The following is a 19,805-nucleotide window of genomic DNA, read 5'->3' as shown; positions in this document are numbered from 1 at the left end:
CTATGGATCGCGCTATTTATACCGCCATGGGCGCGGCGAACGCCGCGCTGAATCGGCAGGCCGTTACGGCGAACAATCTGGCGAACGTCTCCACTAACGGCTTCCGCGCGCAGCTTACCGCTTACCGCGCGGTGCCGGTTAACGGCCCCGGCGACGCCACGCGCGTGCTGACGACGGAATCCACGCCCTACAACGACTACACCATGGGCGCGGTTAACCAGACCGGGCGCAGCCTGGACGTGGCGCTGCCGCAGAACGGCTGGCTGGCGGTACAGCTGCCTGACGGCGGCGAAGCCTATACGCGCGACGGCAATATTGAAGTTGATAGCGAAGGGCAGCTGCGCGTCAGAGGTTATCCGCTGATAGGCGACGGCGGCCCCATCGCTATTCCGCCGCAGGCGCAGGTTACCATCGCGCCGGACGGCTCCGTGACCGCGCTGGGCGCCGGCGATGAGCCAACCGCGCTGGCGCTGGTGGGAAGACTGAAAACGGTTACCGCGCAGCCTTATCTGCTGCGCAACGGCGACGACGGCCTGTTCCATGTCGATCCTGCCCGGCAGGAAAATCCGGTATTGCCTGCCGATCCTGAGCTGCGGCTGATGCCCGGCGCGCTGGAAAGCAGCAACGTCAGCCCGGTGAAAGCGATGGTGGAGATGATCTCCACGGCGCGCGGCTTCGATATGCAGATGAAAGTGATCGCCGCCGTCAATGAAAACGAAAAAAACGCCAACCAACTGCTTAGCTTAAGTTAATAACCGGCAAGGAGAAGCCTGCCATGATGCGTGCCTTATGGATTGCCAAAACTGGTCTGGAAGCGCAGCAGACCAATATGGACGTCATTACCAATAACCTGGCGAACGTCAGCACCAACGGATTTAAGCGCCAGCGCGCGGTATTCGAAGATCTGCTCTACCAAACGCTGCGTCAGCCGGGCGCGCAATCTTCCGAACAGACCACTATCCCTTCCGGCCTGCAGGTAGGTACCGGCGTGCGTCCGGTAGCCACCGAGCGTATTCATAGCCAGGGCGGCATGACGCAAACCAGCAACTCTAAAGATGTCGCCATCAGCGGGCAGGGTTTCTTCCAGGTGCTGCTGCCGGATGGCACCACCGCCTACACCCGCGACGGTGCGTTTCAGATCGATCAGAACGGCCAGCTGGTGACCGCTAACGGCTATCCCATTCAGCCGGCGATTACCCTGCCGCAGGATGCCGATACCCTGACCATCGGCAGCGATGGCCTGGTGAGCGTCACCCAGGCCGGGCAGACCGCGCCGCAGCAGGTGGGACAGCTAACGCTGGCGACCTTTATCAATGATTCCGGTCTGGAAAGCATTGGTGAAAACCTCTATCGCGAAACCCAGTCTTCCGGCGCGCCGAATGAAACCACGCCGGGGCTGAACGGCGGCGGCACGCTGAAGCAGGGCTATGTGGAAACCTCCAACGTGAACGTTGCGGAAGAGCTGGTCAATATGATCCAGACGCAGCGCGCTTATGAAATCAACAGCAAAGCGGTCTCCACCTCCGATCAGATGCTTCAGCGTCTGGCACAGCTCTGATCGTAGCGGGAGCAGGGCGGCGATCTGACGATCGCGCCCGCTTTCATCCGTACTTACCGTAGTGAATATCATGATAAATCCGCCTGAATCCGCACGACCCGCCGCGCGCCGCGCTACTCATCACCGCGCCTTGCTCACTCCGGCTCGCCTGCCGGCGCTGCTGATGCTGGGAACGCTGCTGTCAGGCTGCGGTACTTTTATCCACAAGCCGTTAGTCAACGGCGTAACCAGCGCCAGCCCGACGCAGTCGACGCCGGCGGCGGCGAACGGTTCGATATTTCAGACGGGCCAGGCGATGAACTACGGCTATCAGCCGCTGTTCGAGGATCGACGCCCGCGCAACGTCGGCGATACGCTGACCATTCTGCTGCAGGAAAACGTCAGCGCCAGCAAAAGCTCTTCGGCCAACGCCTCCAAAGGCGGCTCGGTGGGGTTGGGCTTTAGCGCTATGCCGCGCTTTATGAGCGGGCTGTTCGGCGGCGATCGCGCGGATACCGCTATCGAAGGCGACAACGATTTCTCCGGCAAAGGCGGCGCGGCGGCTAAAAACGCCTTTAGCGGCACCATTACCGTTACCGTGCGGGAAGTGCTGGCAAACGGCAACCTGGCGGTGGTAGGTGAAAAACAGATCGCCATTAACCAGGGCACCGAATATATCCGTTTTTCCGGCGTGGTGAACCCGCGCACCATCAGCGGCAGCAATACCGTTATTTCCACCCAGGTCGCTGACGCCCGTATCGAATACTCAGGAACCGGCTATATCAACGAGGCGCAGCAGATGGGCTGGCTCCAGCGTCTGTTCCTCAATCTTTCACCTTTATGACGGGCGGCTTATGAAAATGTTACCGCATCGCGCTTTTTTGCATGCGTTCTGTCTCTGCCTGAGTCTGCTGTTAATCCCGTCAGGCTATGCGGAACGTATTCGTGATTTAACTACCTTACAGGGCGTGCGCAGCAACTCGCTGCTGGGCTATGGCCTGGTGGTCGGGCTGGATGGCACCGGCGACCAGACCATGCAGACGCCGTTTACCACCCAAAGTCTCAACAATATGCTGTCGCAGCTGGGCATCACCGTGCCGCCCGGCACCAATATGCAGCTGAAAAACGTCGCGGCGGTGATGGTTACCGCAGATTTGCCGCCGTTCGCCCGTCCCGGAGAAAAGATCGACGTGGTGGTTTCTTCAATGGGCAACGCCAAAAGCCTGCGCGGCGGCACGCTGCTGATGACGCCGCTGAAAGGGGTGGATAATCAGATTTACGCGCTGGCGCAGGGCAACCTGCTGGTTTCCGGCGCCGGCGCGCAGAGCGGCGGCAGCCGGGTACAGGTAAACCAGCTTAACGGCGCCCGCATCAGCGGCGGCGCAACCGTTGAGCGCGAAGTGGCGACCCAGTTCGGCAGCGAGAACGTGCTGCGTCTGCAGCTTAATCAGGAAGATTTCGGCCTTGCCCAGCGCATCAGCGATGAAATCAACCGACGCTACGGCGGCGGCGTCGCCATGGCGGAAAACGCCCGCGTGATTAAGCTGTTTGCGCCGGCCAGCAGCGCAGAAAAGGTACGCTTCCTTGCCGGCATCCAAAATATTCCGATTAAAACCGGCCCGATTGAGGCGCGCGTGATCGTTAACTCACGCACCGGCTCGGTGGTTATCAACCGCCACGTCACGCTGGAAGCCTGCGCCGTGGCGCAGGGCGATCTGTCGGTGGAAATCTCGCAGACCAACCGGGTCAGCCAGCCGGATACGCCGCTGGCGGGCGGTGAAACCGTGGTAGTGCCCGATACGCAGATCTCGCTGCGTGAGCAGGGCGGCTCGCTGCAGCGGGTGAACACCAGCGCCGATCTGAACGCGGTTATCCGCGCGCTGAACAGCCTGGGCGCTACGCCAAACGATCTGATGTCGATTCTGCAATCGATGAAAAGCGCGGGCTGTCTGCATGCGAAGCTGGAGATGAACTGATGAAAAGTTCGCTGATGATGCAGAGCGCGGCGTTTGACGCGCGCGCGCTCGATAAGCTGAAACAGGTAGCGAAACAGGATGCGCAGCGCGGCTTACGCGGCGCGGCGCAGCAGATGGAAGGCCTGTTCGTGCAGATGATGATGAAAAGCATGCGCGCGGCCAGCTTTAAAGATGGGCTGTTTAACTCGCAGCAGACTGAAATGTTCACCGCCATGTACGATCAGCAGCTGTCGCAGGATTTAGCGGCGCAGGGCCGGCTTGGCCTGGCTGATAAGCTGGTAGAGCAGATGGGCGGCGAGGCGGCGAAAACCTCCGGCGGTACGCCGGTGGCGCTGACGCTGCGTCAGACGCTGCCGGCGCGTACGCCAGCCCAGCCCGCCACGCCGCTGCCGGCCGTCACGCCGCCCGCCGCGCTAACCGGCGGCAGCGGCAGCTTTATTTCACGTCTGCTGTCGCCAGCGATAGACGTTTCGCGCCGCACCGGCATTCCGCATCAGCTGATTCTGGCGCAGGCGGCGCTGGAGTCAGGCTGGGGCAACCGGGAAATCCGCCAGCAAAACGGCCAGCCGAGCTACAACCTGTTCGGCATTAAAGCGACGCCGGACTGGCAGGGTAAAACCACCGAAATCACCACCACCGAATATATCAACGGCAAGGCGCAAAAGGTCAAAGCGGCCTTCCGCGTTTACGCTTCTTATACCGAGGCGCTGCACGACTACAGCTCGTTGCTGGCACGCCACAGCCGTTATCAGCCGGTAATGCAGGCGAAAACGCCGGAGCAGGCGGCGCAGGCGTTACAAAAAGGCGGCTACGCCACCGATCCTAATTACGCTAAAAAATTGATCGATATTATGCAACAAATAAAAACAAATATTACACAGGCTGCTAAAGCTTATAAAAGTGATTTGACCTCAATATTTTGAAAAATATGTTTTAGCAAATTTCTGATGCGCCGATATATATATAAGGCTGTTTCTGAACCCTATTTTTTACGAAATTTCGCATTAATGGAACGCGGGTGATTTATGAATCTCATGTATCTGGCGCAAAGCGGTTTGAGCTCGGCTCAATACGCGTTAAACGTAGTAGGCAATAACCTGACCAATGCCTATACCGTAGGATACAGCCGACAGAATATCGTGCTGGGCGAAGCAGGCGGTAAAACGACCGACAACGGCTTTTTCGGCTACGGCGTTCAGGTAAACGGCGTCCAGCGCGCCTACGATGGTTTCATTAATAATCAGCTGCGTAACTCCGACACCGAGCTTTGCGCGCTGGGCAGCCGCTATGAACAGCTGAAGCAGATCGATAATATGCTGGGCGATAAGAGCAATAATATCGCTAACTCGCTTAACGGCATCTTCGGCGCGCTGGAAAAAGTCAGCGGCGATCCGGTCAGCATGGCCGCGCGCCAGGAAGCGCTGTCGCAGTTTAAATCTACCGCCTATCAGTTCCAGACCGCCGCGCGCACGCTTAACGGACTGGAAAAAAGCACCAACACCCAAATTAATCAGACCGTCGATCAAATTAACACCTGCGCTAAAGCTTTGGCGACGGTGAATGAGGCGATCTATAAAGTTCACACCCAGACCGGCGGCCAGCCTGCCGATCTGCTGGACCAGCGCGATATGTTGCTGGATCAGCTTAGCGAGCTGGTCGGTATCCAGGTGAATGAAAACCCGGCGACCGGCGAGGTCAGCGTCGCCCTGTCCAACGGTCTGTCGCTGGTTAACGGCGATAAATTCAGCCAGCTGGAATGTACGCCATCCGATGCGAATCCAGCGAAACTGGAAGTCTCCTACATTGACGCATTGGGCAACAGCATCAGGCTGGATGAAGAAAAGCTCAGTACCGGCGCGCTGGGCGGCCTGTTTAAATTCCGTAATGAAGATTTAATCAGCGCCCGCGATCAGCTTAACCAGCTCGCCCTGCAGATGGGCAACCGCTTTAATGAGGTTAACCGCGCGGGCTGGGATATTGACGGCGTGCAGGGCGGCGATATTTTCAAACTTGCCGATCCGGTGGCGCTGGTAAACCGCAACAACGGCGGCGATGCCACGCTGAACATCCGCTTTAGCGAAGATGATAAAGGCAATAAAGAAATTGCTAAGGTGAAAGCGCAGGACTACAGCGTGGTTTATCAGGGTCCGGGCGCTAATGACTGGCTGATCACCGACAGCAGCGGCAAGCAAATCGTACCGGATATCAGCGCCGACGGAGAGCTGAGTTTTGACGGCATCGTAATTAAACCGCAGGGCACGCCGGAGCCAGGCGACAGCTTTATTTTCAACCCGACCAGCGGAGCGGCGGAAAAGATCGAAGTAGCGCTGAAAAGCGGCGATCAGATTGCAGCTTCCGGCTCTGACGACGTTGAAGGTGAAAGCAACGACGTAAATATAAAAGATATGATCGCCATTAAAGATCAGGCGCTTATCGGCAAGGCGACCTTAACCGAAGCCTATGCCAGCCTGGTCAGCTCCGTGGGTTCCAGCACCAGCTCGCTGAAAGGGGACTTTACGGCAGCCGGCAGTGTCTATAAGGAATATGAATCGCAGAAGCAGAGCGTGTCGGGCGTCGATCCGATGGAAGAATATATGAGGCTGCAAATGTATTCGCAATATTTCCAGGCGAATGCCCAGGTGCTGCAAACGGCCACCACTATTTTTGATTCTCTGTTAAGTATTCGTTAATTAGTTGCCCGGTTTGCCGCAAGCCCGGCAATAGAAACGCGAAAAGGAAAAGAATATGCGAATTAGCTCACTTTATCAGTACCAGAGCCAAATCGATAAATTATCGTCAGCGATGAATCGCTATAACGATGACTATACGCGTTTATCCTCTTTGCAGATGATACTGAAGCCTTCCGACGATCCGGCCGCCTCTTCGCAGGCGATTATTTACCAGAACTCGCTGGCGCAGCTGGAACAGTATGACACCGCGCGTCAGCACGCTGAAGATATGCTGGGCCAGCAGGATAATATCCTCAATTCCGTCAGCAATATATTGACCAAAAACCTGGCGGAGAAGATCGTTGCCGGCGGCAACGGCACCTACTCGGCGGAAGATCGCGAAGCGCTGGCGCAGGAGCTGGAAGGTATTCGTGATACCCTGATGGGCCTGGCCAACAGCCGCAACAGCAACGGACGCTATATCTTTGCCGGTTATAACACCGGTAAAGCACCCTTTGAAGAGGATGGCACTTATATCGGCGGCAGCACGCCGATGACGCAGAAAGTTGCGGACAGTACCGAAATGCAGGTTTCCTTTACCGGCAGTGAGGTTTTCCTTTCCGGCTCGGAACACGATCCTTTCAATGCGCTGAATAATGCCATCGACGCGCTGCGCGAACCTATTGAAGATGACGCCGGGCGTGAAAAGCTGCAGCAGACGCTGGATAGCGCCAACGTCGCAATCAAGAAAAATATCGATAATTTAGGCAAAGTGCAGGCGACCATCGGCACCAATTTGCAGCAGCTGGAAATGCTGGGCCTCAGCTCCGAAACCAGCAAAATAGATATTCAGACGCGCCTGGAACAAACGCTGGGCAACGGGACGGAAGCTTTCAGCACCATGGTTACCCAGTCAAAATTATCTGAATTCGCATTGCAATCTTCTTTTATGGTGTTTCAGTCCATGCAGCAGTTGTCGCTCTTTAACATGCTACGCTAAGGCGTGTGAGGCTGTTAGGGATGGGCAGTCTGGTCGTATAACAAAATAACAAGTCAGGCAGTAAGGTTAAGGATAATCTATGCTCAAAAATGTAAGAATTGCCACCGGTATTAATACCGCTTTTTTTGCTTTTATTATTTTAATGTTCGGCGTGCTTGGCTACGGCTATTACAGCGTTTCGCAATCCGATCGGCACTTTAAGCAGTTTGTTGCGCTGGGTGAAAGGTTCAGCCAGCTTAATACGTCGGCCGATTATATTAACGATGCGCTGGAAACGCTCTATTCCTTAACGCTAATGGCCAGCGAGGGTAAGCCGCTGGATCCGCAGCTGTTGGCGCAGACTAAAACCTCGATTGCACAGGCGCAGACGGAATTAAATCGTTTTGTGGCGATAGAACAGGGGACGACCACCGAACAGGACAGCGTGAATTTAAAACAAAACGCTGACAAACTGCTGGCGCTGGCTGCGAAACGCCTGGCGCAAATCAGCTATACCCACCAGGCGCTGGAAGATATAGAAAATATCGCGGTAGCGCGCGCGGAATTTGATAACGGGCTGGAGCGCTATCGTATGCAATTCGGCAAGCTGATAATGCAGTTCGATCGGGAAGCGCATGAGCATCACTATCAGTACAATCTGTTAGCCATCGCCGCAGGCATCGTCGCCATCGGCCTGATTATTTTTACCCGCCTCTGGCTGCGGCGCGAGCTGTTCCAGCGCCTGGAAAAAACGGTAGCTACCTTCCAGGTGATGGCAAGCGGCAAGCTGGATGAAGAAATTGCCACTGGCGCCAATAATGAAATCGGCAAGATGTTTATCGAGCTGGAAAAATTACGCCAGTGGGTTACCCAGACGGTATCCGGGATTCGCAGCGGCGTCGATCAGATCAATAGCGCGGCGCAGGAAATTATCAGCGGCAATAACGATCTCTCTTCCCGCACCGAAGAGCAGGCTTCCGCGCTGCAGCAGACGGCGGCCAGCATGGAAGAGCTAAAAATTACTGTACGCCAGAATGCCGATAATGCGCATACCGCCCGCCAGCTGGCGGAAAGCGCCAGCGGCAGCGCCAAAAACGGCGGTGAGGTCATGGACGGCCTGGATACTATTATGCGTAAAATTATCGTCAGTTCGCGTCAGATTGCCGATATTAACAGCGTGATTGACAGCATCGCCAACCAGACCAATATCCTGGCGCTGAATGCTGCGGTTGAGGCAGCGCGCGCAGGTGAACAGGGACGCGGCTTCGCCGTCGTGGCCGGCGAGGTGCGTAACCTTGCCAAGCGCAGCGCCGATGCGGCAAAAGAGATTCGCTCGCTGATTAATACCTGCGTAACGGATATGCATACCGGATCGCAGGAAGTTGAGCAGGCGGGAACGGCAATGAAGAATATTATCCAGTCCGTTACTCAGGTCACCGATATCATGTCGGAAATTGCTTCCGCCTCGGATGAACAGAGCACAGGTATTAATCAGATCGCCCAGGCGGTAAATGAGCTGGATCAGGTGACGCAGCAAAATGCCGCTATGGTAGAGCAAGCGGCGACGGCGGCGCTAAATATGGAAGAGCACGCAGATTCGCTGGGCAAAATGGTGGCGCATATTCAGTTAAAAGGCAGCGAAAATAAGACGAGAGTATTAAAACGCGCACTATTAAAATCGCCGACGCCGGCGGTTAAAAAGCGAAAAGAAACTGCGATGGATCAAATTAAAATCGAAGATGAATGGGAAAGTTTTTAATCTGTTGTCTTTTCGAAGATTTGATTAGCTAAGCAACCCGGTAAAGCCGTGAAAAAGGTGTTAATTAAGCAAATTACGCAAATTCTTAAGGCTTTATCGGGCTATGTTTACCCTGGACGATGAAAGATAATCGGTATATTACCCATGACAGGATGGACGATGTCATTGTGAATGGATTATATACCCCAGAGGGTATGGTAGACAAAAACGCACTATGGAAAAAATATGCTTTTCTGGTTCGACATGAAGCGTTAAGGCTTCAGGTGCGTTTACCCGGCAGCGTAGAGCTTGATGATTTGGTACAGGCCGGCGCCATCGCCCTTCTCAATGCTATCGATCATTATGACCCGAAAAAAGGGATTGTTTTTAGCACCTATATTACGCAGCGCATTCGCTGGGCGCTGATTGATGAACTGCGGGAACGCGACTGGGTGCCGCGACGTATTCGCAGCAACGCGCGGGAAATTGCTGCGGTTATTCATCGCATCGAACAGTCAACGGGCAAGGCGGCGAAAGAGGCCGACGTTGCCGCGGCGATGAATGTTTCGCTGGAAGAGTACCGGCAAATGCTGGCGGATACCAATACCAGCCAGATTTGTTCGCTGGATGAGCTGCAGGAAGAGCTGGCGGATCGTTTTGAACAGCCCGACGCGCAACATGAAAAACTTAATCCGCTAAACGAGACCACTAAAATAAGGCTGGTCAGTAAAATCAGCGATGAGATCAGAACGCTGCCAGAAAGAGAACAAACGCTACTGAATCTCTATTATCAACAAGAGCTGAATATGAAGGAAATTGGCGAAATCCTGGGAATAACGGAAACGCGGGTCAGCCAGCTGCACAGCCAGGCGGTAAAAAGGTTACGTTCACGATTACAACCAACATAGTGAGTTGTTAAGATGATTAGGAAATTTCGCTAACTGGTAATTAACTTGTTAACCAGCGAGAACTGTTTTCTGCGGATTTAATTCGCTGGTTAATGGTAACTGCATTTTTTTATCTTAACCGAATTAGGCATTGTAACTTTGATAACCTAAAAACTAATAAGATAATTAAATGTAGATTAAAAAAACCTTGAAAAGTGTTGGTTGGCTATATGATAATCGAGTGCCAAATAGGAAATGTCTTGAATATGCCAGCATCAGGAAATAGTCCTCCGGATGTTAAGGAAGGCAATTAACATCTCATATCAACGCCTTACTATTATTAGTGTCACCTTGCCTGACTTACCCAGCGCGGAAATGCGAGTAATTACCGTCATTTACGTCTGAGGATAACATAGACATTCCATATTGTTTGGATCTTATCTATTCTTGTTACCTAATGATAACAGGCAGGATTGTTTAACATGAACTCAATGTGGAATAGCGTATATGAACAAGCCAGATTCAAACGACCAGCTGCAAAGTATCCATAATCTTAATCTTACCTACCTCCTTCTGGCGCAGCGGCTTATCCGTGAAGATAAGTTTGCCGCCGGCTTCCGCCTGGGGCTGGATACCAGCATTCTCGATACGCTCAGCGAACTCTCTTTGCCCCAACTCATCAAGATGGCGTCAACCAGTCAGCTGATCTGCCGTCTGCGCGTAGATGATAAAGCGGTCATTGATTGCCTGACAAAAGCGTCGCGCATTGACGCCCTGCAGCAAATACATACCGGCATTATATTGTCCACCGAACTGCTCAATTCACTATCTGAGCAAAACCATCCAACCTGTTGATGGAACGAACAATTATGAGTGAAAAAAGTATCCTGGATGAAATTAAAGAAGTTCAGATGGCGATGGAGCTTATTTCCTTCGGTGCCAGAATGCAGGTGCTGGAAAGCGAGATTAGCTTAAGCCGCAGGCGGCTATTAAGGCTTTATAAAGAGCTACGCGGCTGCCCGCCGCCGAAAGGCATGCTGCCTTTTTCCGCCGAGTGGTTTATGTCATGGGAACAAAATATCCATTCGTCGATGTTCTATAACATCTATCTTTTTATTAAAAAAACGGAAAATTGCCGTCCGATCGAAGCCCTGATTAAAGCCTATCGTCTCTATCTTGAGCAGTGCCCGGTTAAACCCGATGAAAAACCGGTGCTGGGATTAACCCGCGCCTGGACGCTGTTGCGCTTTATTGACTGCGGCATGATTGAGCGCACCTCGTGCGTGGCCTGTCACGGCGGCTTTATCGTCACCCATGAACATGCCAAAGACCCCTTTACCTGCAGTCTGTGCAGCCCGCCGTCGCGCGCGGCGAAAAAATGCGAAAGCTATGACATTGCGGGTTGATAACTCTCTAACGGGTTTTAGCGTTGATGACAAGAAGGACTAAATCGTTAATGGCGTATCTGCGGCATACGATACGTCAGCGCCTGCAACGCGCTTTATCCGCAGAAAAAGAATTAAACAGGCGTTTCGGTACTAAGGAGTTAGCGTGCTGGTTATTTTAGGTTATGTGGTTGTTTTCGCCACCGTTTTTGGTGGGTTTGTTATCTCTGGCGGACAGCTTGGGGCGCTCTACCAGCCAACTGAACTTCTGATTATCGGCGGGGCCGGCGTGGGCGCCTTTATCGTCGGCAATAACGGTAAAGCCATTTCCGCCACGCTGAAGGCCTTTCCGATCCTGTTTAAGGGATCGCAGTATAACAAAGCGCTCTATATGGATCTGATGGCGCTAATGTTTCTGCTGCTTGCTAAAGCCAGGCAGAGCGGCATGATGTCGCTGGAAAACGATATTGAAGATCCGCAAAGCAGCCCGATATTCTCTGCCTATCCGCGCCTGCTCGGCGATTCAATGCTGATGAACTTCGTCGTTGACTATTTGCGCCTGATGATCAGCGGCAATATGAGCACGCACGAAGTTGAAGCTCTGATGGATGAAGAAATTGAAACCTGCGAGCATGAGCTGGATGTTCCCGCCAGCAGCCTGAACGCCGTAGGCGACGCGTTCCCGGCGTTTGGTATCGTTGCGGCGGTAATGGGCGTGGTTAACGCGCTGGCGGCAGCCGATCGTCCCGCCGCCGAGCTGGGCGAACTGATTGCGCACGCGATGGTCGGCACCTTCCTCGGTATTCTGCTGGCCTACGGTTTTATTCTGCCGCTGGCCGCGCTGCTGCGTCAGAAAAGCAGTGAAAAGATCAAAATGTTTCAGTGCATTAAAGTTACCCTGCTCTCCAGCATGAACGGCTACGCGCCGCAGATCGCCATTGAATTCGGCCGTAAAATCCTCTACTCCACCGAACGTCCTACCTTCCTTGAGCTGGAAGAACATGTACGTCAGGTGAAATCCGCCGCCTCCAACGCCTCGGAAGGCAACGCGCCATGAGTAAGGAAAAACATCCCGTCATTATCGTGCGCAAGCGTAAAAAAGGCGGGCACGGACATCACGGCGGCTCGTGGAAAATCGCTTACGCTGACTTTATGACGGCAATGATGGCCTTCTTCCTGGTGATGTGGCTGATTGCCAACAGCACGCCGCAGCAGCGGCATAAAATTGCCGAATATTTCCAGATGCCGCTGCGCGTGGCGCTGACGCAGGGCAGCCAGGTGAGCCTGAGCGACAGCATGATTCCGGGCGGCGGCGAGGATATTGAAAAGAAAGAGGGCGAGGTAAAGAGATCGCGCCCGCGCGATGCGGAAGCTGAGAAAGACCTCAGGCGCCTGAAGAAAACGCGCAACCGCATACAGAGCATGATTAAAAGCGATCCGCGCTTAAGCAACTTCCAGTCGAATATACGGCTTCAGCTAACGGAAAACGGCCTGCTGATACAGATTATCGACAGCCAGGATCGCCCAATGTTTAAGCTGGGCAGCAAAGAGCTGGAAGGCCATCTGAAAATTATTTTCGATACGCTGGTGCCGCTGCTGAATCAGCTGCCGAACCGCATCAGCCTGACCGGCCATACGGATTCGCTGCGCTATGCGAACGGCAACGTGGGATACAGCAACTGGGAGCTTTCCGCCGATCGCGCTAACGCCTCGCGGCGCGCGTTAATTAGCGCCGGCCTCTCGCCGGATAAATTCCTGCGTGTTATTGGCACGGCTGACTCTATGGTGCTGGAAAATACCGCGCCGGATAACCCTATTAACCGCCGCATTAGTATCCTGGTGTTAACCCAGAATAAAGAAAAAGCCATTATCAGGGATGATAACTTAATCCAGAACGTCGCTGAAAATGAATCGCTTGAAGCGATCAAAACTGAATTGAAAATGACGCCTCAACCCGTTGAGGCTGCCGCCGCGCTTGCGAATTAAATCAGGGTAGGGTTAAAAAATATGGATGTAAGCGATTTTTATCAAACTTTTTTTGATGAGGCCGATGAGCTGTTGGCCGATATGGAAAAATATCTGCTGCAGCTGGATGCGACATCTCCCGATAAAGAGATGATGAACGCCATATTTCGCGCGGCGCACTCAATTAAAGGCGGCGCAGGTACGTTCGGCTTTAAAATATTGCAGGAAACAACGCACTTAATGGAGAACCTGCTGGATGACGCTCGCTGCGGCGCATTAGCGCTGAACAGCGACATCATTAATCTGTTTCTGGAGAGTAAAGATATTATGCAAGATCAGCTTGATGCCTATAAATCTTCTCAGGAACCCGATGAGCAAAGTTTCCAGTATATTTGCGAAGCCCTGCGGCAGATTGCGCTGCAAAGCAAACAGCAGGGCGCGGCCCCTGCGCCCGCCCCTGCGGCAGCCGCGCCGGCAGCGGCCTCTGAGCCGGCGGCGGCGGATAGCGGCTGTCTGAATATCACCCTGCTGAAGGTAAAAGAGCAGGAGGCGCGCCTGTTGACCGACGAGCTGGGCAACCTCGGCACGGTCCTCGACCAGCAGCAGGAAGGCGATCGGCTGCAGGTAACGCTGCAAACTACCGCCAGCGCCGACGATATCGAAGCGGTGCTCTGCTTTATTCTCGAACCGGAACAGATCGCGATTAGCGCCGGCGCCGCGCCGTCGGAAGAGCCGTCGGAAGAGCCGGCGCAGGCGCAGGCCGCAGACGACGCGGCGGAACCGGTCGCCGTTGCCGCGCCGGTAAAAAGCCGCGCTCCTGCCGTCAGGCCGGCCGCGCGTGCGCCGACGGCGGAATCCAACAGCATCCGCGTGGCGGTGGAAAAAGTCGATCAGATTATCAACCAGGTCGGCGAGCTGATTATTACCCAGTCGATGCTGTCGCAGCTTGCCGTCGGGCTGGAGCCGTCGGCCCATGACACGTTGATTAACAGCATCGCCCAGCTGGAGCGCAACGCGCGCGACCTGCAGGAATCGGTGATGTCGATTCGCATGATGCCGATGGAGTACGTCTTCAGCCGCTTCCCGCGTCTGGTGCATGACCTGGCCGGTAAGCTGAATAAGCAGGTGGAGCTGACGCTGGTCGGCGGCTCGGCGGAGCTGGATAAGAGCCTGATTGAGCGCATTATCGATCCGCTGACGCACCTGGTGCGCAACAGCCTGGATCACGGCATCGAGTGCGCTGATGAGCGCGTGGCGAAAGGCAAATCCGCCATCGGCAACCTTACGCTGTCGGCCGAACATCAGGGCGGCAACATCGTGATTGAGGTCAGCGACGACGGCGCCGGGCTGAACCGGGAGAAAATCCTCGTGCGCGCCCAGGCGCAGGGTCTCAACGTTAATGAAAACATGAGCGATGAAGATGTCTGGATGCTGATTTTTGCGCCCGGCTTCTCTACGGCGGAAAAAGTTACCGACGTTTCCGGGCGCGGCGTCGGCATGGACGTAGTGCGGCGTAATATTCAGGAGATGGGCGGGCACGTTGAGATCGCCTCCTGGCAGAATAAAGGCTCGACGATTCGCATTATTCTGCCGCTGACCCTGGCGATTCTCGACGGCATGTCGGTACGCGTGGGCGATGAAACCTATGTGCTGCCCCTTGGCGCGGTAATGGAATCATTAAAGCTGACGGAAAAATCGCTCTATCGCATGGCGGGCGGCGAACTGATGCTGCAGGTGCGCGGCGAATATATTCCGTTGATTACCCTGCAATATGTTTTCGGCAACGGCGAAGAGCCAGCAGATATTAATGACAGCGTGGCGGTGATTTTACAAAGCGCCGGCGCGCGCTACGCCCTGACGGTTGATCAGCTTATCGGCCAGCATCAGGTGGTAGTGAAAAACCTGGAGCTTAACTATCGCAAAGTGCCGGGCATCTCTGCCGCCACCATTCTGGGCGACGGCAGCGTGGCGTTGATTCTGGACGTCGCGGCGCTGGCGAAACTGTGTAAAACAAAGCGTGTCGCGGCTAAAAACGGACAGGCGTTCTCTGTTTAAGGATAAGCTAAATGACCTCTTCCACATCCGGAACCAAAATGGCCACTGATAATCACGGCAATGAATACCTGGTGTTTACGCTGGGAGCAGAAGAATACGGCATCGAAATATTAAAGGTGCAGGAAATTCGCGGCTGCGAACGGGTTACCCGCATCGCCAATACGCCCGATTTTATTACCGGCGTGACTAATCTGCGCGGCGTGATTGTGCCGATTGTCGATCTGCGCATTAAGTTTGGCCTGAACGTTGAGAAAAACAGCGACAAGGCGGTGGTTATCGTCCTGAGCCTGGCGCAGCGGGTGGTGGGCATTGTGGTGGACGGCGTCTCTGACGTGCAGTCGCTGAGTGCGGAGCAGATCAAGCCCGCGCCTGACTTCTCCGTTACGCTCTCTACCGACTATCTGCTGGGGCTGGGCTCGGTGGAAGAACGTATGATTATCCTGGTGGATATCGAAAAACTGTTGACCAGCGAAGAGATGGAGCTGGTTGAAAAAAGCGTTAACGAAACGCTGTAGCCCCTGCCTTCAGAGCCGCGCACCGCGCGGCTTTTTTTTGCCGCCTGTCACGCTTCCCGCTCTCTTTAATCTTGCTGATATTCCGTCTGCCGCTCTGCCCGGCGTTAGGCCGTTTTCCGCCTTTGCCAGCTAACCATCAACGGGGCATAAAAAAACTCCCTGCCGTTGCCGGCAGGGAGCGAAAGGGTAAAGCAGGGAGCGTCACCCCTGTAATCAGGCTTAGCGCAGCAGAGACAGTACGTTCTGCGGTACCTGGTTGGCCTGTGCCAGTACGGTGGTACCTGCGCTCTGCAGGATGTTAGCACGGCTCATGTTGGAAACTTCAGAAGCGAAGTCCGCATCCAGGATACGTGAACGAGATTCAGACAGGTTGTTTACGGTGCTGTCCAGGTTGCTGATAACAGAAGCGAAACGGTTCTGTACCGCACCCAGGCTGGAGCGTAATTCGTCAACTTTGTTCAGCGCTTCATCAACTTTATCCAGCATTTTGCTGGCATTGATGGTGGCTTTATCGTCGATACCTGTACCTTTAGTGAATGTGTATGCGGGAGGAGTAGCTGCTGCGTCATATGCAACGGTCATTTTAGTAATAACATCAGTGCCATCTGCTTTTTGACCAATGGCAACGTATTCTTTTACGCCAGCGTTATTTTCTTTGACATAAAGCTGACCTTTACCATCGGTTCCAAAAGCTGCTGTTTGCATAGCTTCTAACTCATCAGCAGTCAGCGCATGGGTACCATCCAGCTTATCACCAACGGCTGCCGCAGTGCCGTAATCTACTGCTTTGCTGTAATCGTTAACGTCAAAACCGGTCATTTCCAGCGTTGTGGCATCTACTTTTTTCAGGTTCAAAGCGATGGTTTCATTATCGTTAGCGCCAACCTGAATATTCAGCGTCTGTTCTTTGCTCAGAACCTTAACGCCGTTAAATTCGGTCTGCTCAGAGATACGGTTGATTTCCGCCAGACGGTCGTTGATTTCATTCTGGATAGAATTACGGTCAGACTCAGAGTTAGTGCCGTTGGAAGCCTGTACGGTCAGACGACGGATGTTCTGCAGGTTGTCGTTGATTTCGTTCAGTGCGCCTTCAGTGGTCTGGGCGATAGAAATACCATCGTTAGCGTTACGGGATGCCTGTGTCAGGCCGGTGATACTGGCGGTAAAACGGTTACTGATCGCCTGGCCAGCGGCGTCATCTTTTGCACTGTTAATACGCAGACCGGAAGAAAGACGCTGAATAGCTGAACCCAGAGAGTTCTGCGATTTGTTCAGGTTATTCTGGGCCATCAGGCTCAGGGCATTGGTATTAATCACCTGTGACATGTTTTTCCCTCATATATAGGTTTGTTGTCTTTGATTGCAGTTTCCATGCAATTTGATGATGCGTTGACAAGCGCATATTAAAAATATCGGCACCACGAAAAATCTCTAAAAAAATATTTGCAGGATTTTTCCTGGTTGCGCGAAAACCAGGCGAATAAACAGGACTGCGCGATGGGTTAGCGACAAAATCAGACATAATGCACAAAGCAGATAAAAGCGGGCGGCAGCGGCTTTTAATACATGGTTAGCTTTTGGTGAAAAAGTGACATAATTCCCTTTACGCTGGCGCAGCTACGCTATTTATTAAGCGCTTTGTGAAGCGATAACATAATAATAAACAAATTGCTTACCAGTAAGTAAATAGTTGATAACCGTGATGAGAAATTACGGAAAAAATGCCGTTAAAGAGGGGTGTTTAATCAATAAGCGGGAAGAAAAAGATTTATCTTCGTGCGGTTTATACCGATAGCTAAAAAGAGACCAGGCAAGAATAAATCCTCAAAGGAGAATAACATGGCAACCCTATCTTCCCTCGGCATCGGTTCCGGACTGGATACGGCGAAGATGCTGACGCAGATGCAAGCGGCTGAGCAGACCCGTCTTAACCCCTACACCAAATTAAAAAACGGCTACGAAAACAAAATTTCCGCCTGGGGAAAAATTTCCAGCGCGCTTTCCAGCCTGCAAACCACAATCAAAAAGCTCAGCGGCGAAGCCTTTAATACGCTGACCGTGAGCGATAACAAAGCGTTCAAAGCGACGGCGACCTCAGACGCCGACGCCGACTCCCACAGCGTGATCGTTTCACAGCTGGCGACCGGACATAAGCTGAAAACCGCAGCTCAGAAGAGCAATGAAACTCAGCTGGGCGAGCAGAACGGCGGCAGCCGAACCCTGACCATTACCCAGAAAAATGGCAAAGAGATCAAGGTCACTCTGAAGGATGATGAAACCTCGCTTGAGCAGATCGCCAAAAAGATTAACAAAGAGGATGGTGACGTGCGCGCCTCGGTGCAGCGCACCGGCTCGGAATATGTACTGGTCTTAAGCTCGCGCACTACCGGCACCGAGGGGGAGATGTCGGTGAACGTAGAGGGTGATGACAAGCTGGCCAATATCCTCAATACCTCAAAGGGCGGCAAACCTGATGAGAATGACACCACCAGCGGCGATAAGATGATCTCCATCGCCAAAGCGCAGGACGCTGAGGTGACGGTAGACGGTATTACCTACACCCGCTCCAGTAACAGCATCTCCGATATTATCGCCGGCGTAACTTTAAACCTGAAAAGCGTCTCTGAAAACGGCGCCGCGGAGCAGCTGACGCTCAACGTCGACAATACGGCGATCAAGTCCACGCTACAGGAGTTTGTGAAGCAATATAATGCGCTACTGACGCAAACCTCCGCCGCCAGCAAATATGTGCCTAAAGATACCTCCGGTTTAGCAGATGATGAGGTGGCTACCACCAGTTCAGAGAACGGGGCTTTAATGGGCGACGGCACACTACGTAGCCTGGTGGGTGAGTTGCGCTCGGCAATAAACGGTGTATATGGTGAAAAAGGTGCGGATTATGATTCACTCGCCTCGCTCGGCATTAAAGTCGACGCCGCCACCGGACAGATAACGCTGGACGAGAAAAAGCTGGATAAGGCGATTGAAGATAACCCTGAGGAAATTGGGCGCATCTTCAAGGGGCGCGGCGATAGCGAAGGTTTGGCTGGCGTACTGAGCGAGGCCATTACCAAGTACGTTGGTGACACGGAAAACAAGAAGGATGGCCTCATCAAGGGCATGACCGATACCCTTGATGAACAGGTTAAGCTGGTTAAAGAGCAGATCGATAAAACGCAGAAGCTAATCGATGCGCAGGTTGAGCGCTATCGTGTGCAGTTTCAGAACCTGGACTCCACCATGTCGCAGCTGAATAACTTGAGCAACCAGCTAACCGCTGTCTTATCCACCATCGGTTAACCAACAGAGTCTGAGTAAACAGGTTGTCTGCCTGTTTACTCTTATGGAGACAAGAATGTACGCCAAACAGGGAACCCGCGCCTACGCTCAGGTCGATCTTCATAGTCGCCTGGCGGGCGCGACGCCGCACCAGCTGATTACCATGCTTTTCGAAGGCGCGCACAGCGCCATCGTGCGGGCGCAGCTCTACTTTGAAAACGGCAATATCGCCCGCCGCGGCGAAATGATTTCCAAAGCCATTAATATCATTGATAACGGCCTGCGCTCCGCGCTGGATTATGAAAAGGGACAGCAGATCGCCCGCGATCTGGAGGCGCTCTACAGCTACATGTCGCGCACGCTGCTGCAGGCGAATCTTAATAACGATCCTACGCCGCTGGCGCACGTTGATGAGATCTTAATGAATATCGCTGAGACATGGAAAGAAATTGAACCACGTTAACATGGGCAAGTTATGAGCAAACCGCTAAATAAAGATTACAACGCGCTTTATGAGATAAACCAGGCGATGCTGGTGATGGCCAGACAGGGCCAGTGGGACGATTTCGTCACCCTGGCGCAGGAGTATATTGTCAATTTAGGCGCGATGCTGGAGCAGGTGCCGGACACGCTCTCCGCAGATGAAAAGGCGCAGCTCAGCGCGCTGTTGACCACGCTGCAAAGTAACGAAGTGGAAATCAGCCGGGCGCTGGAAGCGCGGCTGGACGTACTGAAAAAAGGCATCTCATCGCTGCATAACGGTAAAAAATGCAGTCAGGCCTACAACTCGCAGGTTATATCGCCGTTTCAGTAACGGCGA

19 protein-coding genes are annotated in these 19,805 nt (G+C 53.6%); 18 read left to right on the top strand and 1 reads right to left on the bottom strand.

Annotated features, from left to right (window positions below; all coding sequences use genetic code 11):
* The first annotated feature begins 2 nt into the window (after positions 1 to 2).
* The 15 genes from FKM52_RS17290 to FKM52_RS17220 all read left to right on the top strand — a co-directional run bounded on the left by FKM52_RS17290 (position 3) and on the right by FKM52_RS17220 (position 15,706).
* Positions 3 to 752, top strand: coding sequence for a flagellar basal body rod protein FlgF (locus tag FKM52_RS17290; RefSeq protein WP_141177400.1), 750 nt, complete (start codon positions 3 to 5; stop codon positions 750 to 752).
* Between the two features lie 23 nt (positions 753 to 775).
* On the top strand, positions 776 to 1,558 hold the full coding sequence (gene flgG, locus FKM52_RS17285) for a flagellar basal-body rod protein FlgG (RefSeq protein ID WP_141177399.1): 783 nt from the start codon (positions 776 to 778) through the stop codon (positions 1,556 to 1,558).
* 163 nt (positions 1,559 to 1,721) lie between these two features.
* Positions 1,722 to 2,381 (top strand): flagellar basal body L-ring protein FlgH, encoded by a 660-nt coding sequence (locus FKM52_RS17280; protein ID WP_246085551.1) that lies wholly within the window; start codon positions 1,722 to 1,724, stop codon positions 2,379 to 2,381.
* A 10-nt stretch (positions 2,382 to 2,391) separates the two neighbouring features.
* Entirely contained in the window at positions 2,392 to 3,513 is a 1,122-nt protein-coding gene (locus FKM52_RS17275) for a flagellar basal body P-ring protein FlgI (protein WP_244316892.1), read from the top strand.
* On the top strand, positions 3,513 to 4,436 hold the full coding sequence (flgJ, locus tag FKM52_RS17270; protein WP_141177397.1) for a flagellar assembly peptidoglycan hydrolase FlgJ: 924 nt from the start codon (positions 3,513 to 3,515) through the stop codon (positions 4,434 to 4,436). Before FKM52_RS17275 ends, flgJ begins: the two co-directional genes overlap by 1 nt.
* Before the next feature lie 102 nt (positions 4,437 to 4,538).
* A complete protein-coding gene (flgK, locus tag FKM52_RS17265) occupies positions 4,539 to 6,203 on the top strand; it encodes a flagellar hook-associated protein FlgK (protein WP_141177396.1) in 1,665 nt (554 codons plus the stop codon).
* A gap of 55 nt (positions 6,204 to 6,258) precedes the next feature.
* Positions 6,259 to 7,182, top strand: a complete 924-nt coding sequence (gene flgL, locus FKM52_RS17260; RefSeq protein WP_141177395.1) for a flagellar hook-associated protein FlgL — start codon at positions 6,259 to 6,261, stop codon at positions 7,180 to 7,182.
* Between the two features lie 79 nt (positions 7,183 to 7,261).
* Positions 7,262 to 8,920, top strand: coding sequence for a methyl-accepting chemotaxis protein (locus FKM52_RS17255; RefSeq protein WP_141177394.1), 1,659 nt, complete (start codon positions 7,262 to 7,264; stop codon positions 8,918 to 8,920).
* A 167-nt stretch (positions 8,921 to 9,087) separates the two neighbouring features.
* Complete coding sequence (locus tag FKM52_RS17250; protein WP_141177484.1) at positions 9,088 to 9,807, top strand: RNA polymerase sigma factor FliA; 720 nt, start codon at positions 9,088 to 9,090, stop codon at positions 9,805 to 9,807.
* 486 nt (positions 9,808 to 10,293) lie between these two features.
* Positions 10,294 to 10,641 (top strand): flagellar transcriptional regulator FlhD, encoded by a 348-nt coding sequence (gene flhD / locus FKM52_RS17245; RefSeq protein ID WP_141177393.1) that lies wholly within the window; start codon positions 10,294 to 10,296, stop codon positions 10,639 to 10,641.
* 14 nt (positions 10,642 to 10,655) lie between these two features.
* Positions 10,656 to 11,192, top strand: a complete 537-nt coding sequence (gene flhC / locus FKM52_RS17240) for a flagellar transcriptional regulator FlhC (RefSeq protein WP_141177392.1) — start codon at positions 10,656 to 10,658, stop codon at positions 11,190 to 11,192.
* A gap of 145 nt (positions 11,193 to 11,337) precedes the next feature.
* Positions 11,338 to 12,228: a flagellar motor stator protein MotA gene (motA, locus tag FKM52_RS17235; protein ID WP_141177391.1), complete on the top strand. Its 891-nt coding sequence runs from the start codon at positions 11,338 to 11,340 to the stop codon at positions 12,226 to 12,228.
* Entirely contained in the window at positions 12,225 to 13,157 is a 933-nt protein-coding gene (motB, locus tag FKM52_RS17230; protein ID WP_141177390.1) for a flagellar motor protein MotB, read from the top strand. Before motA ends, motB begins: the two co-directional genes overlap by 4 nt.
* 21 nt (positions 13,158 to 13,178) lie before the next feature.
* The gene (gene cheA, locus FKM52_RS17225; protein ID WP_141177389.1) at positions 13,179 to 15,191 is read left to right on the top strand and encodes a chemotaxis protein CheA; all 2,013 of its coding nucleotides are present in this window, start codon (positions 13,179 to 13,181) and stop codon (positions 15,189 to 15,191) included.
* A gap of 11 nt (positions 15,192 to 15,202) precedes the next feature.
* Complete coding sequence (locus FKM52_RS17220; protein WP_141177388.1) at positions 15,203 to 15,706, top strand: chemotaxis protein CheW; 504 nt, start codon at positions 15,203 to 15,205, stop codon at positions 15,704 to 15,706.
* A 219-nt stretch (positions 15,707 to 15,925) separates the two neighbouring features.
* Here the strand turns inward: FKM52_RS17220 and FKM52_RS17215 are convergent, their stop codons facing one another.
* Complete coding sequence (locus FKM52_RS17215; RefSeq protein WP_141177387.1) at positions 15,926 to 17,032, bottom strand: FliC/FljB family flagellin; 1,107 nt, start codon at positions 17,030 to 17,032, stop codon at positions 15,926 to 15,928.
* Positions 17,033 to 17,545: 513 nt separating this feature from the next.
* Between FKM52_RS17215 and fliD the strand changes: the two genes are divergently transcribed.
* From fliD to FKM52_RS17200, 3 genes are read left to right on the top strand one after another with little or no spacing between them, the layout of a single operon-like run.
* Positions 17,546 to 19,006, top strand: coding sequence for a flagellar filament capping protein FliD (fliD, locus tag FKM52_RS17210; protein ID WP_141177386.1), 1,461 nt, complete (start codon positions 17,546 to 17,548; stop codon positions 19,004 to 19,006).
* A 55-nt stretch (positions 19,007 to 19,061) separates the two neighbouring features.
* Complete coding sequence (gene fliS / locus FKM52_RS17205; RefSeq protein WP_141177385.1) at positions 19,062 to 19,448, top strand: flagellar export chaperone FliS; 387 nt, start codon at positions 19,062 to 19,064, stop codon at positions 19,446 to 19,448.
* Between the two features lie 12 nt (positions 19,449 to 19,460).
* Positions 19,461 to 19,799 (top strand): flagellar protein FliT, encoded by a 339-nt coding sequence (locus tag FKM52_RS17200; protein WP_244316891.1) that lies wholly within the window; start codon positions 19,461 to 19,463, stop codon positions 19,797 to 19,799.
* Positions 19,800 to 19,805: the final 6 nt, after the last annotated feature.

Origin of the sequence: Mixta tenebrionis (assembly GCF_006517625.1) — a bacterium.
GTDB classification, from domain to species: Bacteria; Pseudomonadota; Gammaproteobacteria; order Enterobacterales; family Enterobacteriaceae; genus Mixta; species Mixta tenebrionis.
This window is presented reverse-complemented; position numbering and strand designations above follow the sequence as displayed.

Excerpts from the sequence above, each read along its gene's own strand:
- flhC (WP_141177392.1), top strand. The coding sequence starts at position 10,656 with ATGAGTGAAAAAAGTATCCTGGATGAAATTAAAGAAGTTCAGATGGCG.
- FKM52_RS17220 (WP_141177388.1), top strand. The coding sequence starts at position 15,203 with ATGACCTCTTCCACATCCGGAACCAAAATGGCCACTGATAATCACGGC.
- FKM52_RS17255 (WP_141177394.1), top strand. The coding sequence starts at position 7,262 with ATGCTCAAAAATGTAAGAATTGCCACCGGTATTAATACCGCTTTTTTT.
- fliS (WP_141177385.1), top strand. The coding sequence starts at position 19,062 with ATGTACGCCAAACAGGGAACCCGCGCCTACGCTCAGGTCGATCTTCAT.
- flgJ (WP_141177397.1), top strand. The coding sequence starts at position 3,513 with ATGAAAAGTTCGCTGATGATGCAGAGCGCGGCGTTTGACGCGCGCGCG.
- FKM52_RS17290 (WP_141177400.1), top strand. The coding sequence starts at position 3 with ATGGATCGCGCTATTTATACCGCCATGGGCGCGGCGAACGCCGCGCTG.
- flgK (WP_141177396.1), top strand. The coding sequence starts at position 4,539 with ATGAATCTCATGTATCTGGCGCAAAGCGGTTTGAGCTCGGCTCAATAC.
- flgL (WP_141177395.1), top strand. The coding sequence starts at position 6,259 with ATGCGAATTAGCTCACTTTATCAGTACCAGAGCCAAATCGATAAATTA.
- flgG (WP_141177399.1), top strand. The coding sequence starts at position 776 with ATGATGCGTGCCTTATGGATTGCCAAAACTGGTCTGGAAGCGCAGCAG.
- FKM52_RS17215 (WP_141177387.1), bottom strand. The coding sequence starts at position 17,032 with ATGTCACAGGTGATTAATACCAATGCCCTGAGCCTGATGGCCCAGAAT.
- fliD (WP_141177386.1), top strand. The coding sequence starts at position 17,546 with ATGGCAACCCTATCTTCCCTCGGCATCGGTTCCGGACTGGATACGGCG.
- FKM52_RS17275 (WP_244316892.1), top strand. The coding sequence starts at position 2,392 with ATGAAAATGTTACCGCATCGCGCTTTTTTGCATGCGTTCTGTCTCTGC.
- FKM52_RS17280 (WP_246085551.1), top strand. The coding sequence starts at position 1,722 with ATGCTGGGAACGCTGCTGTCAGGCTGCGGTACTTTTATCCACAAGCCG.
- motB (WP_141177390.1), top strand. The coding sequence starts at position 12,225 with ATGAGTAAGGAAAAACATCCCGTCATTATCGTGCGCAAGCGTAAAAAA.
- cheA (WP_141177389.1), top strand. The coding sequence starts at position 13,179 with ATGGATGTAAGCGATTTTTATCAAACTTTTTTTGATGAGGCCGATGAG.
- FKM52_RS17200 (WP_244316891.1), top strand. The coding sequence starts at position 19,461 with ATGAGCAAACCGCTAAATAAAGATTACAACGCGCTTTATGAGATAAAC.
- flhD (WP_141177393.1), top strand. The coding sequence starts at position 10,294 with ATGAACAAGCCAGATTCAAACGACCAGCTGCAAAGTATCCATAATCTT.